Raw genomic sequence first — 15182 nt, 5'->3', positions numbered from 1 at the left:
AGTGCACTTTTTTGTGCACATATATTGAAGGAGGTGTATTTATATGGTATTTTACTTCTATTCTTTTAGTCATCGGGTCAAGACATGTACACACCAATTTATTCTGAACAAGACCTTCAATTAGTACTCTTCAGAGCTAACGAGGGTATTTGCACGAATGGCATTTCTGTATTTGAGGGGGTAATAACAGGCAAAGAATTTGCTGAGAACTTCACTGAAGAAGAGAGCTCAGATAGTTTAAATGAGTATCAAAAAAGACAGAGAGACCTTGAGAAAGGTCGTGCACAAGGTTTGATTAAGTATTTCGACAATAGGGAGGATACAGTACTCCCTAGCATTACTGTCTTTGTTTCTTCATTAAAACTCCATGAGGAAATATCTATTGGTAACAAAGAAGTCGTCACAGCCACATTAGAAAGTTCATCTGACCGTCTTGTATGTGATGGTCAGAACCGTTTGAATTTGTTTAAGGACAGAGTTACGAATGCTAGTCCTACTCAGTACCATACGCTGGGAGTTAAATTCATTGTTACAAACACGGACACCTTAGAGCCAGTCACTCAAAAGATTAGACAGGTATTTTCTGACTACCACTTACACCTTCGTAAACCAACATCAGCACAAAACTTATTCTTTGACAGCTCGCAAAGCTTTTCCAGATTAATTAGGGACCAGATACTCGATAATGTATTAGTTGATGGTCATTCACTAAAGCGGTTTATAAGTACCACAGGAAAACCCAAGAAATCCCAGTTAATGGACTTGAAGCAGTTAGGCGATTTCATTTGTACCGCATTAGGTACAACTCCTGTAAAAATGAACAAATTGCTTGAAGGTTCAAGCGATACCGAAGCTGAAATAATTCGCTTAACAACTCCATTCCTCACCAAGTTTTTTTCTCTTATACCTATGAGGTTTCTTTCAGACTCAGGGCCAAATGTTATGTACACGAAAAGTATATTTTGGAAAGGGACTGCGATAGTAATTCGATCTATCTTTGAAGAGCATTTGTCTCGAATGCATAAAGCCCCCATTGATTGGTCAGTACTAGATGGGATAGTTCGATTGCCTGTGAAAGATATTACACATGACTTTTGGCTAGAGAATAATGTAGTACAGAAATCTATTTCAAGAAATGGAAGTATTAAATACAGAATGATCCGCAGCTCAGAGAGAAGCTGTGCTACTGCTATTTGTAAAGAACTAGAACTACCCTCAGTGGGAGAAGAAGTATGAAGTCACCAGAGAGTAATGACTTAGACCTGAAAGCACATCGATGCCCTAATGCGATGACAATGGCGAGAATGGGTCTATCTCGAGCAATTAAGGAAGGTGTTAATGAGTACAACATATACAGCATAGAACCACTGTTAGGAAAGCACATATCTGCTTACTTAAATGATGTCCAATGTAAATTTGAAATTCACATTGAATCGGTAAGGATACGTGACGAACATAAAAAGTTATGGTGTAACGAAAGCACAATCTTTGATGAAGATGATTTCGAGTTTGCAGAGCACTACTGTCGGTACCGTATCGCCTTCACCAACAAATCAAATTATGGTGAAAGTTGAGTACAACCCTTAAAAGAAACCGTGAACCAATTTCCTTAGTTCGAAAACTAAAGTTGATTGTAATTCGCTCAAGGCCTATATTGCTTTTTATCCATAAATGACAATGGTAGATTGCAATGAATAACATTAATCTCATTACAGTGGGGATTGCTTTAGCGGTTTCCGCCCCCTCTGTAATTGCTTCAATCAAAGCACCACACAATGCAGGGAGCTACAATAAAGTTATTAAGGTTCCTTCACACATGAACCAAACAAGTGCAGTTGGCTTGGATGATACTTTAGGCTCCAGAAACATCTCTGACGAAACAATCGTTGAGCTCCCAACCGTCCCAGATGATCCAGTAGGGGACTTTGAGATCCCCAAACCTGGAGAGGATGAAGATGAGGCAGTAGATATTACTATTAACTGTGGATGTGCTTCTGTGAATGTCGCAAGGGGAGCATGTTTTTCTCCAAAAAGAGCTAAAAGCGCAATGGACAGCAAAGCAAGTGGGTACTTTAGCTCATCTTATGGTTCATATTGGCCTAACTCGTCGAACATTGATTTCCTTGTAACATATAACCTGGAAACCAAAGGGATCACAAAAATAGCCATCACTGATCATAGTAAAATATACAATCTCACTGATGAAATCGCTAATGCTGGTTTATTTGAAATTTCCGGGCCAGTGACATCAACTGCTACACCTAGCTGTAGAGTAAGCTTAACTCGTGCTGCGTTTGCTGACATGGGATACTACACAATGGGTGCAGATGATCCATGGAGAGTAAGGTATAGAGGGTGGGCACATTACAACAAACCTTCCGGTTCCAGATACAAAACTGTAAATGGTGGTACCACAAGCACTCGACCTCCATCCGGGAAGACCTACTATTACTAGATAGCTTGAGTTTGTAAAAGCTTTTCTGGGCCTCTCAAACAAACCTTCCTTGGTGTACCAGGTCTTAATATACAAGTGGTACATCAAGGACGTTTTCTTAAAGCGTTAGTTTTCGTCCTAAATGTCACCCCAGACACTATTGGACCATAGTAAATCAATAAGATAGAAGAACACCTCTATCTAAGTGTGACATCTAGGACGAAAGTTTTCTATCTAGTGCCACCGCATATATTTAACTCATTGATATGCTTTTCTACTTTCTTATACTCAAGTAGGCTTTACGTCCTAGATGTCACAGAGAAGAGATTTTTATCTTTATTTTCAATGCTTTAAATATATTCAATGATATCTATAGTAACTAGCTTTTCTTAAATTCCCAACTGGGCTAAACCATTTTACCCCTACGAATGTTTTCGTCCTAGATGTCACCTATCACTCTTTACTGTATATCGAACGTAGAGAAAGTATGACTCCAGTGTGTAGCTTTTTATATCAGCCTAAGGCACAAATAAAATATCTTTTATTTTCAGTCAGTTATAATCATTAAGTTTGAGCTTTATTCTATAGAGTACTGGACACACATTGTTGCTTCTTAAAGTATCATTTTAAAACCGTCCTAAATGTCACCCCTCACGCTCTTGACACAGAAAAACAATTAAAATACATATACTTATAAAAAATCCGATTAAAACATCGCCATAGAACAGTGACACCTAGGACGAAAATAGAGAAAAAAACGCATTGCATATTCATTGATCCCTTACTTTCGTCCTAAGTGTCACCCCTCCAACTAGAAGCAATAGATACTATCCTTATAATTCAATACGTTAGAAGGAGTTCTGAAAAATTAGCTTAACCTTCATTTACAGGGTTTTCATTCAAAGGAAGCAAAAAAGCAGGTTATAAAGAAAGAATTGGGTCTTCATCACCCACAAAACAACTTCAATCACGGATAAAAAACAACAATTAGGGAGTTGGATCACAGTTATTGAGAGGTTTAGCCACCAGCAATATCTGGTAAAGGTGACACTTAGGACGGTATTTTGAGGCAGAACTAGCACACTTGATTGTTGAATGTGCTAGTTGGATGGAAATTTACTTCTTTGGTGTGCTAGTTGAAGCTAATCTTCATCATCTGTGACTATTTCATAGTCGGTTACATCAATGACGTCATCTGATTTCTTCATTGATGTACCTTTAGCATCTTTTGACTCTTCACCAAACTTCTTAATAGCGCTTAGGACAGCAGGGGATATATCTTCACCATTCAGCAATAGTTCTCCAATCTGCTCAGTCAATGCGACCATTTCACTCTGCTTTGGTTGAAGGTTGGCATTGATAGCTTTGATTGCTGACCTTGCAAGGGATAGTTTACTTGGGGCCTTTTTAGAAAGCTCCCAGGTAAACTTAAATGCGACAGTCTTGGTACCTTTTCGAACATCCTCGTAGGAAAGACTTTTGAAAATGTGCAACTTATTAAGTTCTTCAATTGCTGGGTTAAGCCAACGTTTCTTAAGAACCGCAGTTCTGTCATACGAAGAGGGCAGTTGCCACCTAGAGCGCATCCAATCAACATCTAGAATTAGGTTATTTCTTAAATTCTTCCACTGATTGATAGCCTCATAAAGCCTCATGGTATAAACGGAAGATAAGTTTCCTGCTTCACCTATCAGCAGCTGTGTATAGTTTGATGTGGTTTGGTTAATGATACTAATCAACTCAGCATTCAAATACAGCACTACATGTCCTCGTTTAGGACGATAGCTCTGTTTAGTGGTCCAGTGGATAGCATCATAAGCTTTTTCACCATCTTTGCTGTCTTCATCAGGAAGATAGATAACCACACTTTTCTCATGTAAAGATTGTGCTGCGCGTTGTATGTCTCTTGATAGGTTTTTCTTCGACTCATCATCTATCTCGAAGTATTCGATGAACTCTTTGTTAGAAATAGTGATCGGATACTGACCATATTCCATTGTTTTTAAATGTTCGGGAGTAGGGTTTTCCTGATTAATCCGCTTGAGGCACATGTATACAAGCCGCTTCTCATAACGAGTAAGGCTATAAGCTGCCGTTGTTAAAGCGTTCGCTTGTCTAACAGTAAGATCGTTTTTGCTGTTGTTCTCGGTCATGATACTGATACACACAATAAGAAATTGTACCAAATGTAACATTGTAGGCTTAAATGTGCCAGTAAGTAAGCAAACCAACCTTATACATACTTATACAGACTTATCCACAACCGAAAGCGTCCTAGATGGCACGGTAAGTCGTCCTAAGCGATCTTCAAATCTTCCTAAATGTAATAGTGTTTCGTCCTAGATGATCTTAAACGAATTCCTAACTACTTGAATTATAAAAACATAGATAAGTTATCAACACCCTAATAAGATCTTAAAAAAGATCTTAATAAGATCAATAAAAATATTATTATTAAATAGTGTCTAGAAATTAATCAGTTAGAAGGGTAAAGGGACGATCTTGGAGAACAAAGAAGTAGTAATAGTTCTTTTTTTGCATGTTAACTCAAAAAGCCACTCAGTAGAGCTATATGAGCTAATTTGCTCTATTTAGACACATATACCGGGTTGTGTCCAATCATAAGCATAGAGGCGCTCTCAGCTTGCATTTGCCCTAAATTTTCAATGACGATCTTTAGATCATTCATTTAATTAACCATTTGGTTTAAGGATCATACGCACGAACACAATGGGTTTAATCTTCCGAGGCTCTCCAGAACCATCATGTCATATAAACAAAGAAAGTTAAAAAATCATACACAAACAACTGTTATAATATGGTATTTACTGTTATACTAATGGGGAATTAACGGTTCTATCCCGTTGAAATATATGTAATAGCTTGGGGGCTAAAATGAAAAGAAGATCTTTTGTAAGTAGAGAAGAACTAAACTACGCTAAAAATTTACTAGTCTCTTATGGCTGTATGAATAAGGTGATTAACAGCGCAATTCAAATGGTAGATGAACTTGATATTGAGCCTGGCCTAAAGTTCCAGGCTAAGATGGGATCATTTAAGAAGGAATTGGATGTAGCTATATCAGCTATAGGAAAACCAGAATCACGTGCCAAGTTCATTCTAAACATAACGAACTTCTTGGTATCATGGTATGAAAGTGGAAATAAGTGCTTAGACAAGTTCTCGGTTGCCAGGTTTTCAATTTTGCTCTTTCATGCTACTGAACTTAAATTAATATCCGCTCGACAACAATTGGATATCATTTATGGGTGTTTGAAAGTTAGCGAGTTACCAAAATCAGACACACATCTGTTAATCCAACTGCCCATAACCCAGGATATCTTCACTTTAGAGAAAGTGCAGTCTCACCAATCTAAGGCTCATGTTATCAACCAAGACGATCATACCCTCGTTCAACTTGATATATCTGATGTTCCAAAAGAAAACCAAAGTGCGATAATTGGTGCGCTAGACGATTTAAGTCTGGATGAGGTCTCACTTTCAAAAGATGGAAAGTACCTTTCATTACTCGCTCCATTAACCTTGGAATGCGGCTTAGAAGATACACTCAAGAAGGTTGAAGCTCTAAAGGCGTGTTCAATGCTTGATGTATTTTGCCAATTTAAACCAATCTCTTTAGAAGAAATAGCTGTTAAGTATTGGGATGGTAAGCAGTACTTTGATGAGCTGGCGACAATGTATAAAGCAAGCTCTCAGTCAGAATCTACTCGACAAACTATAAGCAGTGCACTTGAACTAGTTAATACCGGTTACATTCTGAGTTCTTTAGATGGTTTATCCACTCTTTGTCATCGTTTAGCTGTAGATACGGACAAGGACTATAAATATAAAGGATCGTCAGCTCTATATGAGCTTCTGGACACTCTAAGGGGGTTTTATAGAGACTTACTATGGAAACTCGAAGATATGGGTTATGAGTTTCAATATACATCTGCATTTTCGAACGTGCTTTAGTTGATTTTCGGGGATTCCGATTAATGCTTCCACTAACTAAACACATTAACTCGGATTCCCTTTGCTCCCTGTCGCACTTACAAGGTCATAGCGCTAGATTTTAGCTGTATGTACTGGATAGAAACTAGGCATGGGTATAGAAGTTAATCAGAAACACTTCGACTTGATTTAACGTTTGACACTAATTAATAAATCAGCACTCAGAGGGAAACATTTTGTCAGATTTAGACTTCACAAAGCACTGGACATCCGAACGTACCCGCAAAAAGCAAACAGCTCTAACAAAGCTATCAAATGGACTTCTAAAAGAAGTAGTCGAAGACCCATTCTCTAGAGACTTGTTTGAACTCGAAGAAATTGAAGCGATGAAAGTCGCAGCAAAGGCTTTGAGTAAAGCAAAAGAAAAGTTTACCAAAATTAAAGAGAAGAAAGCCCGTATCGAAAAACGTAAGGCTCAAGAGTTAGCAAACATCAATAAACAAGCGAAAAAATATGCTATTGAGGTATTAGATTCGCTTAATTCCAATCCGGATACTTTTACACGAGAACAGCTGTGCCTATGGGTGACGGTCGCTCACTTTACTAGTTCTGTTTTAGATCCTGAGAGTTGGGAGATAGACATTAACGATAATATTGCTAATCACTATTTAGAGAGTGATCACGCATTAAGAAGGCGTAATGTTTGGACTATGAGAAGTAAGGCTCTAAACGCTTTCGAAAATTATTTTAAAAGAGCATGGCAATTCTCTTTTGAAACAGACTCTTGGGTAGTACGAGTGCCAATTAAAGAGTCCGTAGCACAACTTAAGGCACTAATAAATCATGATGAGTACATCAAAAATGAAAAGCTATATGCTCATTTACTTGAGCCTTTAGAGGCTTACAATCGTGAGGTTGATGCAATTAAACGACGCAAGAACATGAAGTCTATTTAACCAGGAGAAGATTCACCAATGACATACGAAGAATTGTACGCCGACTGGGAGTATTTGTTTAAAAAAGTTGGCTGTGCTGAAGACATGACGGGTGGTTATGTTGACTCTGAAGATTTAGAGGAACTACTTAAAAAGCCAACTAAATCTACAGCAAAGAACTGCTTGAATAGACAGATCGATTATTGGTTCAGAGCTGGAATTCAGTTCGACTATGACCTCAAAGGTAGGTCGGTTTTCGATCTCATAGAAGAGTATCCGAAGATAGAAGAAATCGCAGACAGACACTTTGTTGATTTAGATGATTGTCCCGACCCTTTCGTTAAGACAAATGATTAAAGGGGAAAGCATGGTAGATTTATCTATTTATAATATTCGACCTGAGCCTAAAGAAGCTGTCTGCATTGGCTGCGGGTGTAGTGATAATAATGCATGTTTTGAGAACTCCCAGGCATGTTATTGGCTAAAAGTGGATAGAGAAAAACAGCAAGGTGTTTGCTCAAACTGTCATGACCTTTTGTCTCAGTAAATTTAGGAAATGGATGAATTTTCTATAATCACAATCGCTTAATGCCTAACTATAGGAAGGAAATAATGAGTCGTCTTGAAACACTTATAGAACAGAGCAATGATGAACTTTGTAGTGTGTCAGTCCCTGTTAAAGAACAGTGTCTGAACCGATGCAATGAATGTCCAGTTGATGATGAGTTAATTGGAACGTTGACAACAGATAGTAAGAGCTCAACAGAAGAGTCACCAAATGAGTGAGAAAGTACTTCTAGGCACATTATTGGTTGCAGGTTTTTTGTTAGCAGTGAGATGGGCATTTAAGAGTGATACATCTTCATTTGATGAAGCACTTAACAGGTTTCTATCAAGTGAACAACGAAAAGAGAAGAAAGGTAACTCAAATCCTAGTAGTGCTTACGAACGACGCAGGAAGGCTATGTTTAGCGGCACAGATTCGATGGGTTGCTATCAAAAGCACAAAAAGGCCAACGAAAGGCTTCATCGTAAAAGGTGAACCTTAGATAAAAAAATAGGCCCCATATCATGCAATATGATGACCTGGTTTATTAATTGGTCTGGGATGTATTGGTGTAGGAGAGGAATAAAGTTTCATGCTGGTTGTCTTGAGCATCCACAGATTGAGCGGTCCCATTCAAATACGTTTCTGGACAATTATCATTTTCGGAAAATCAAACATTAGCAATCCATGAACAACTCTATGTCTGGGAAACTACTCCCGAACTCATTATTAAGGTTGATTTAAAACGCCCAGCCCCAATATTCTTATAATCCACCCACAACGCTACCTTGGCTATGCAAATCAAACGAGACTTTGACTACTACCACAACCTTCACAACGTCATTACCCACGCCCTGCTTCATTTGCTGTGTCAGGTTTCCGCATCTTCCCGTTTTGTTCCAGTAAAATCACGCAATGACATACTGATAAAGTACCTTAAGCCAAAGCTCAACGATAAGTCGTTATCGAATATCAAAAAAGACATCAAACTGATGATCAGCTTAGCAAGAAAAAAAGGTGGGAACCTAGAAATGAAACTGCATCAACTTAATTCACAATCGAAGCATACAAAACTCATCGGTGCTGAAAAGCTTTATAACCTACTCGTACACCTTTATGACGTAGAGGGTATCGAATCAAGACTGTTTGAGGAGGGTAGTGAAGCGGAGCCTGGGATTCTTTATATGCTAGAGGAACAAGTCGAACACGGTTTTGACCAAGAACACAATCAACTCACCCCGTTATCGATGCTTATCCAACTAGAGCGTGCACCTGAATTAATTGAATCGATTAATGCTCACGGCCTATTTCTTGCTGAAATGAAAGAGTGGAACACCGAGAAACATCAAGCCCACATCTTAGTACACCCAGCTTAAAAAAGCTGGCTAGCCATCATTTAAACGCCCGCTCATTCTATCTTCCATGAACTGGCTTCACCAGCTAGTTCTAAGTTGGACATAAACGTTTTAGAAATGGCGGCGTACTCTGATGGCTGCCATTAAGTATAAAACTTTAATACTCAGTATCAAACTTATTGCTTAGTAACGAAACTTTATTCCTCACAAACAAATGGAGTTAATGGGTTTGAAAGCTCTCCACTAACAGGGTTCCCCCTAGTCGCCACCGAGGCCCACCCGCCGGACTTACCCCTGCATTACTAAGTCTCGTTCCTCGCCAAGTATTGCCGCTCATGGGCTGTTGTCCACCAGCGCTAGTACGATGCCAACAAAACCCCATTGTCACCGTCCTAGCAGAATGCTGGTGGCCATATGATCCGCCTTCGGCGAGCTAAAAAGCATTTGTAACGCTTTTCTTAACGGCTTCGCCTAAAAAGCTGACCCTCTATCGAGCCCTATTGTGTCGCCTTTGTCCGGCCCAAAGTCCAGATAATAAGTTAATTATATTTCACAAAGGTTAGTGTTTAAATGTGGTATCTATTTGTTGTTTTTTATATAATTATGACATAGTTAAGGCAAGTGAGATCAATTGCTTGGGGGCAGTATGATAAAGGTATTAGAGAAGAAAGTTTCTCTCCATAGAAATAAACTAAGAGTATTCTTCGAAGGGCAGTATTTACTAATGGCGGGTTTTAAAGGAGGGGCTAAGTTTCAGCTTAAGTCTGACCGTACAAAGAAAGAAATTAAAATAGTTATTGATCGTTTCGGCTCTCGACAAGTGACCAACTCAAGACGAAACGGTAAAGAGCGACCTGTCATTGACTTAAAGCACGCTGATTTAGATATTTTCGGAGACCATGTAAAAGCCTACATCAAAGATGGTGAAATCCGAATTGTCGAATTGCATTCAGTCCAAGAGATTCGTGACAGAGAGCTGAGGTTTAAGGATATGACGAGAAATCTTAAGCCTTTAAACCATGCCGTATTCAGCTTTAATTCTAATTTAGTACTCCTTTCTAACGAGTTGGAATACAACTCGCCAATAGAGCTGTTTGATCTAAAGAAGAGTAGCATCAAGGCTGAAGTGATTAGCTTACAAGGTGCGCCAGAGGCTAATTGTTACTTTTACTTAATGACTGCCTTCATCAAAACACTTCAACCATCTGCAATTTTTATAGATACACAGTGGACAGATCCTCTTGAAGCCGCATTTTCACATACTATGAAAAATATGGGTTACGTAAAAAATGATGAATTGAATGGTTACTTATCTAAAAATATCACAGGGGCTGAGCTTGGTTCTGCTTCTGTTGAACTAACTCCGGCTTCACCTATCAAGAAGTTAAGTCTCGATAGAGTGATAAAGACTTGGAGGAATCTCAAACAAAAAGAGCGTGTTCAGAGAGCTATGTCAAAGTACAAAGCGAATATACCTTTATCCACTTCAGATATATTTAATGGTATAGGGGTATTGTGCTCAAGTATTTCCGATGGACTTAAGCGGAGTAAGCTTTCTACTTTCGTAAAGGTAATTGTCGAATCGAGTGAAAGGTACTTCAATGCATGTCTGCAAAATAATCCTGTGTGGGCTGTGGAGGCACCGGAAGAGCAATACGGATTAAATATGCGATTGGAGAGTGTTGATTTGTCCAGAGGTGGCGTTAGAACGGAAGTCAATTCAGGATCGCTGCCTTGCGAAGGGAGTTCCATAAGCGGCAGATCTAAGAACGGAAATAAATTTGCAGAAGCACACAAAAATACAGGCGGGTGTTTTATCGATTTCTTGCATTGGCAGTCGATAACGAATCCAATTATTTCTGTTTTTGAGAATGTTACTTCATTTACTAAATCAAACTCATACGCTGTTATCGTAGATACGTTTAGTAAAGTGTTTGGGTACAACTTTATAAATATGACATTAGCAGGTTCTCAGTTTGGTGCACTTGAAGATAGAAAGAGGCTTTGTGGTATTGGATACTGCAGCTCCTTCAAAGAGGGTTTAAAGGACTTTATGCCCCAAAAGGTAAGGACAACTTATAAATATAGCTGCTTAGCTGATGTACTCGATGATATACCTGAAACTCATGAAAGCTATAAGCCCTATACATATTTAGTGGAAAAGGAAAAGAGAGACATTGCTCAAAAGAAAGGCTTTCGACTCCAGTGGCTTAAGCCTACTGCTACAAAGGTAGGGTGCATAACCAAATCATACCAAAAGTGTCGATCTACCGATCCATTTCTAATCCATAGCAATGGTAAATTAGCTAGGTTATTTACAACTGTTGAACATGCCAAGTGCAAGCAAATACCAGAATCGTTCGTTCGCGATCTGACCGTAGGACTAGCCCACGAATGTTTGGGCCAGTCGGTGATTTACTCGGCCTTTTGTTGGGTTGGTGAATGGGTTGGTAAGTGGCTTAACAATGTGTTAAACACACAATACGAGCGAATGGCGGCATAGAATCTAAATAGAATATCGACCTGCAATAGAGCTCTTTTTTATTGCAGGTTATGAATTTCTCTCCACTAACAGGGGTTCCCCCTAGTCGCCACCGAGGCCCACCCGCCGGACTTACCCCTTGCATTACTAAGTCTCGTTCCTCGCCAAGTATTGCCGCTCATGGCTGTTGTCCACCAGCGCTAGTACGATGCCAACAAACCCCCGTTGTCACCGTCCTAGCAGAATGCTGGTGGCAATATGATTCGCCTTCGGCGAGCTAAAAGCATTTGTATCGCTTTTCTTAACGGCTTCGCCTAAAAAGCTTTCCCTCTGTCGAGCCCCATTGTGGCCCCTTTGTCCAGGCCAGAGTCAATCTAAATAGTTAATTATATTTAACATTTATTTGTGTGTTAATATGGTATTTATTGGGGGTTGTTAGTATAATTAACACATCAAATAAATACGTTAAATCATTTGTTAAACATAGATAGCTTGGGGGCTACAGATGCAAAATTTAGTTAATAAAAAAATCGAGGAATACATTGGAGAAGACAAGGATCTGCTTGAATATAAGAGCCAGCTTGATCCTTCATCAATTGAGCGAGCTTTTAATGGCCAATCTCAATTTCCTGAGCGTCACGCCGCTCAAGCAGTAGTTGACTACTGCAACGCATTACGGACATTCAAAATTTCACTTCATGAGCTGATCAAGTCCACTTCGGAAAGCGCACCATCGAAGGCGTTTAATTGTTCAGTGGAAGAAATTGTTGAAATTGAGTTTGAAGAATTTCAAAGAAAGTTAAAACGCTACTTCGATGAGTACATAAGTGCAGAGTCCAAATGTATCTCATGGCATGTAACAGGGCCAGCGAGATTCCCTGTGGCGAAAGCAGAAAAGGCCAATAAGAATAGTAGGGATAAGCTTAATCAATATGCAGATTATCCTCAGAGAGCCTTAAAAGCCATTGCAAAGAAACTGTTCCCCGATGGGGATGGTTCAGTTGTCAAAATGTCATCAGATAACCCGGTTGAGCAATTAAGAATTAAAATTAGTGAAGCGGAAACAATGCATGGCTACATGAAAATAGCTAATCGTTTAGTGCCAGCTGCATATAAAGCGTCTGAAAATGGAGAGCTTACAGATAATAGTGCTGCTGTACTTGAAAACAAGATGCTTGAACGTGGTATACCTCAAAACCTCCTTAAAACGTTTTTGGAGCCAAATCCAATAGTAAACACTTGGGGACGATTTAGCTTAGCAAACTCAAATGCTAATATCCGACGATTAAAACAACGTTTAGTCGAAGCAGAGCGAGTCGAAGAAAGTCGAAATTCAAACTCATTAGAAGGTGAATTAGAAAATGGAATTAAGCACGGGGTTATTGATGGGCGCATTGGTATTTGGTTAGGTGGTAGGCCACCGAAAGAGGTTACCCAAAGACTAAGAAAGTTTAGCTTCAAATTCTCACCAACCCGAAATAATGCATGGGTTCGCGCTCATACTGTGAATGCTGAGGCGGTATTTAAGAGAGACGTAGTACCATTTCTTGAACAGCTAGATCCTCAAACATTTGATTAAACGCTCCCCAAGCGAAAAGCCCTTGCTTACAAAGCAGGGGCTTTTTTTTGTCCGTATAAATTCAATAAAAGAAATAGAGACCTTGCAAGAAAATTTCTCTCCACTAATAGGGGATACCCCTAGTCGCCACCGAGGCCCACCCGCCGGACTTACCCCAGCATCACTAGGGCTCGTCCCTCACCAAGTTCTGCCGCTCAAGGCTGTTGTCCACCAGCGCTAGTACGATGCCAACAAAACCCCGTTGTCACCGTCCTAGCAGAAAGCTGGTGGCCACATGAATCGCCTTCGGCGAGCTAAAAGCATTTGTATCGCTTTTCTTAACGGCTTCGCCTAAAAAGCTGTCCCTCTGTCGAGCCCCATTGTATCGCCTTTGTCCGGGGTAAAGTCAACCAATATAGTTAAATATACTTAACTATATTTAATGTTTAAATGTGGTATTTTAGGGCGTATTTTAGTATAATTTCCTTAGTTGCTTATGTAACTATCTATTTTAAAACAATTGCTTGGGGGCAATATGAAGATTTCATCATTCGATAAGAAAGTAGTCATTTCATTACTTAATCAGCTGACACCCGAAAAGACTGAAACATCCACGGAGAGAAACGGCGAAATAGACAAAGTAGCCCTAGCTGTTCGATTAGGGAAAATCCGATTCATTAAACAAGAAGACCAGTATGTAGATTTAAAAGCTCTATCTGGTGACCTATTTAATCCTGATGTGAACATCGATATAAGTAAAGAAGAACTTAAGCGAAGTGAAAGTGCTTTTAGAGTGCGCGTTCATCGTGAAGGTGTTTGGATTGTCGAATCGCAATATTGGACCGGGAGAGCTTGGGAAGGTATCGAAGGTATCTCAAACAATGTTATTTGTGGCTTTGTAGGTGATGACTTTGTTGGCTCTGGATACGAACTGGATTTAGGTCGCGAAGCACTTACTGCATACAATAGCCAACCCCTAGACGCGCTTGGCTTTGTAATTGATCCGTTCCGTCAAGAATAGTAATCGGTAAATCTAACGTGTATAGAGGGCTCAATGGCCCTCTTTTTTATAAAAAGTTGCTTGGGGGCAGTATGGACAGAATCATAAAGATCAACGAAGAAAAGAAGGCACAAGTAAAAAAAGCACTTACACTAGCATTCAAGTGCGTAAATGCTATTCAAGGCAAACGTCTTAGAAGCATCCGAACCCAACCTATTCAGAGCAAATACGGAAATTCCGACAAGGTGCTAGCATGCTGGTACAAACAGGTACGTGAATTCGAAACCAAACTTGGGTACTTACTGGATGATTTAAATACGGTGCTCCCTTACCTGGAGTGGGTCAATCAAGTACAAGATTTAGGAATCAAAAAATCTGAATGCAAAGGCCAACTTTTAGAGGTTGATTACATTACATGTAATCTCCTTACCAATCTGATTTACAAGTGTACCGCTTTTACAGAATCCTCAGAACACCAAGTAGGTCGATTTACATTCCACGAAATACTTCATGAGTTCATAAATTTAATGACTGTAAGGCATGCACTTGTTTACGGGCTACCACCTAAAATTGAAACAGTCTTCCTAAAGATGATCCGCAATAAACAATCAAGCTTTTTTAAGAATGGCTTTATCCCAGATCTGTTTGTTGTTGATGCTTGCAGTGAGATCAATAACACACTTAAAGCCATTAAATGTAGTAAAGATCGCGTATCTACCCACTCTGTAGAGCCTGGGTATAAGCTTACAGCTGAAGAAGCTAGCTACTACGATTTATATATACTGTAGAAAAATTTGACTGGTCATTATGGCCAGTCAAGCGCTCTCCACTAACAGGGGTCCCCCCTAGTCGCCACCGAGGCCCACCCGCCGGACTTACCCCTTGCAATGCTAGGCCTCGTGCCTCGCCAAGTATTG

14 protein-coding genes are annotated in these 15182 nt (G+C 39.6%); 13 read left to right on the top strand and 1 reads right to left on the bottom strand.

Annotated features, from left to right (window positions below):
* Window positions 1-84: 84 nt before the first annotated feature.
* The 3 genes from R8N47_RS19400 to R8N47_RS19390 all read left to right on the top strand — a co-directional run bounded on the left by R8N47_RS19400 (window position 85) and on the right by R8N47_RS19390 (window position 2455).
* A complete protein-coding gene (locus R8N47_RS19400; RefSeq protein WP_077202323.1) occupies window positions 85-1236 on the top strand; it encodes a DGQHR domain-containing protein in 1152 nt (383 codons plus the stop codon).
* Complete coding sequence (locus tag R8N47_RS19395; RefSeq protein ID WP_042776211.1) at window positions 1233-1574, top strand: hypothetical protein; 342 nt, start codon at window positions 1233-1235, stop codon at window positions 1572-1574. Before R8N47_RS19400 ends, R8N47_RS19395 begins: the two co-directional genes overlap by 4 nt.
* A gap of 116 nt (window positions 1575-1690) precedes the next feature.
* On the top strand, window positions 1691-2455 hold the full coding sequence (locus R8N47_RS19390) for a hypothetical protein (protein ID WP_025633937.1): 765 nt from the start codon (window positions 1691-1693) through the stop codon (window positions 2453-2455).
* Between the two features lie 1121 nt (window positions 2456-3576).
* On the opposite strand, the gene R8N47_RS19385 is transcribed toward R8N47_RS19390, so the two are convergent.
* Window positions 3577-4587 (bottom strand): RepB family plasmid replication initiator protein, encoded by a 1011-nt coding sequence (locus R8N47_RS19385; RefSeq protein WP_158083951.1) that lies wholly within the window; start codon window positions 4585-4587, stop codon window positions 3577-3579.
* A 742-nt stretch (window positions 4588-5329) separates the two neighbouring features.
* Here R8N47_RS19385 and R8N47_RS19380 point away from each other — a divergent pair.
* From R8N47_RS19380 to R8N47_RS19335, 10 genes are all read left to right on the top strand, one after another.
* Entirely contained in the window at window positions 5330-6409 is a 1080-nt protein-coding gene (locus R8N47_RS19380; protein WP_025633934.1) for a hypothetical protein, read from the top strand.
* A 215-nt stretch (window positions 6410-6624) separates the two neighbouring features.
* Entirely contained in the window at window positions 6625-7344 is a 720-nt protein-coding gene (locus tag R8N47_RS19375) for a hypothetical protein (RefSeq protein ID WP_025633933.1), read from the top strand.
* 18 nt (window positions 7345-7362) lie between these two features.
* Entirely contained in the window at window positions 7363-7680 is a 318-nt protein-coding gene (locus tag R8N47_RS19370) for a hypothetical protein (protein ID WP_025633931.1), read from the top strand.
* A gap of 255 nt (window positions 7681-7935) precedes the next feature.
* A complete protein-coding gene (locus R8N47_RS19365) occupies window positions 7936-8109 on the top strand; it encodes a hypothetical protein (RefSeq protein ID WP_155486753.1) in 174 nt (57 codons plus the stop codon).
* Window positions 8102-8365 (top strand): hypothetical protein, encoded by a 264-nt coding sequence (locus tag R8N47_RS19360; RefSeq protein ID WP_025633930.1) that lies wholly within the window; start codon window positions 8102-8104, stop codon window positions 8363-8365. The genes R8N47_RS19365 and R8N47_RS19360 overlap by 8 nt, the downstream gene beginning before the upstream one ends.
* A 299-nt stretch (window positions 8366-8664) precedes the next feature.
* A complete protein-coding gene (locus tag R8N47_RS19355; protein ID WP_054574998.1) occupies window positions 8665-9246 on the top strand; it encodes a DUF2913 family protein in 582 nt (193 codons plus the stop codon).
* A gap of 625 nt (window positions 9247-9871) precedes the next feature.
* The gene (locus tag R8N47_RS19350) at window positions 9872-11728 is read left to right on the top strand and encodes a DNA cytosine methyltransferase (protein ID WP_025636632.1); all 1857 of its coding nucleotides are present in this window, start codon (window positions 9872-9874) and stop codon (window positions 11726-11728) included.
* Window positions 11729-12212: 484 nt separating this feature from the next.
* Window positions 12213-13286: a hypothetical protein gene (locus R8N47_RS19345; RefSeq protein WP_025636739.1), complete on the top strand. Its 1074-nt coding sequence runs from the start codon at window positions 12213-12215 to the stop codon at window positions 13284-13286.
* Window positions 13287-13800: 514 nt separating this feature from the next.
* Window positions 13801-14286, top strand: coding sequence for a hypothetical protein (locus tag R8N47_RS19340; RefSeq protein WP_025636715.1), 486 nt, complete (start codon window positions 13801-13803; stop codon window positions 14284-14286).
* Window positions 14287-14357: 71 nt separating this feature from the next.
* Window positions 14358-15053 (top strand): hypothetical protein, encoded by a 696-nt coding sequence (locus R8N47_RS19335; protein WP_025636716.1) that lies wholly within the window; start codon window positions 14358-14360, stop codon window positions 15051-15053.
* The last annotated feature ends 129 nt before the right edge of the window (window positions 15054-15182 follow it).

The sequence above is a fragment of the Vibrio sp. 2132-1 genome (assembly GCF_033344315.1).
Note: the sequence above shows the minus strand (reverse complement) of the source record. Positions and strands in the feature narration are given on the sequence as shown.

What these genes read in the sequence shown, in the direction of transcription:
- R8N47_RS19400 (WP_077202323.1), top strand. Translation starts at nt 85, where the DNA reads ATGTACACACCAATTTATTCTGAACAAGACCTTCAATTAGTACTCTTC.
- R8N47_RS19395 (WP_042776211.1), top strand. Translation starts at nt 1,233, where the DNA reads ATGAAGTCACCAGAGAGTAATGACTTAGACCTGAAAGCACATCGATGC.
- R8N47_RS19390 (WP_025633937.1), top strand. Translation starts at nt 1,691, where the DNA reads ATGAATAACATTAATCTCATTACAGTGGGGATTGCTTTAGCGGTTTCC.
- R8N47_RS19385 (WP_158083951.1), bottom strand. Translation starts at nt 4,587, where the DNA reads ATGACCGAGAACAACAGCAAAAACGATCTTACTGTTAGACAAGCGAAC.
- R8N47_RS19380 (WP_025633934.1), top strand. Translation starts at nt 5,330, where the DNA reads ATGAAAAGAAGATCTTTTGTAAGTAGAGAAGAACTAAACTACGCTAAA.
- R8N47_RS19370 (WP_025633931.1), top strand. Translation starts at nt 7,363, where the DNA reads ATGACATACGAAGAATTGTACGCCGACTGGGAGTATTTGTTTAAAAAA.
- R8N47_RS19365 (WP_155486753.1), top strand. Translation starts at nt 7,936, where the DNA reads ATGAGTCGTCTTGAAACACTTATAGAACAGAGCAATGATGAACTTTGT.
- R8N47_RS19360 (WP_025633930.1), top strand. Translation starts at nt 8,102, where the DNA reads ATGAGTGAGAAAGTACTTCTAGGCACATTATTGGTTGCAGGTTTTTTG.
- R8N47_RS19355 (WP_054574998.1), top strand. Translation starts at nt 8,665, where the DNA reads ATGCAAATCAAACGAGACTTTGACTACTACCACAACCTTCACAACGTC.
- R8N47_RS19350 (WP_025636632.1), top strand. Translation starts at nt 9,872, where the DNA reads ATGATAAAGGTATTAGAGAAGAAAGTTTCTCTCCATAGAAATAAACTA.
- R8N47_RS19345 (WP_025636739.1), top strand. Translation starts at nt 12,213, where the DNA reads ATGCAAAATTTAGTTAATAAAAAAATCGAGGAATACATTGGAGAAGAC.
- R8N47_RS19340 (WP_025636715.1), top strand. Translation starts at nt 13,801, where the DNA reads ATGAAGATTTCATCATTCGATAAGAAAGTAGTCATTTCATTACTTAAT.
- R8N47_RS19335 (WP_025636716.1), top strand. Translation starts at nt 14,358, where the DNA reads ATGGACAGAATCATAAAGATCAACGAAGAAAAGAAGGCACAAGTAAAA.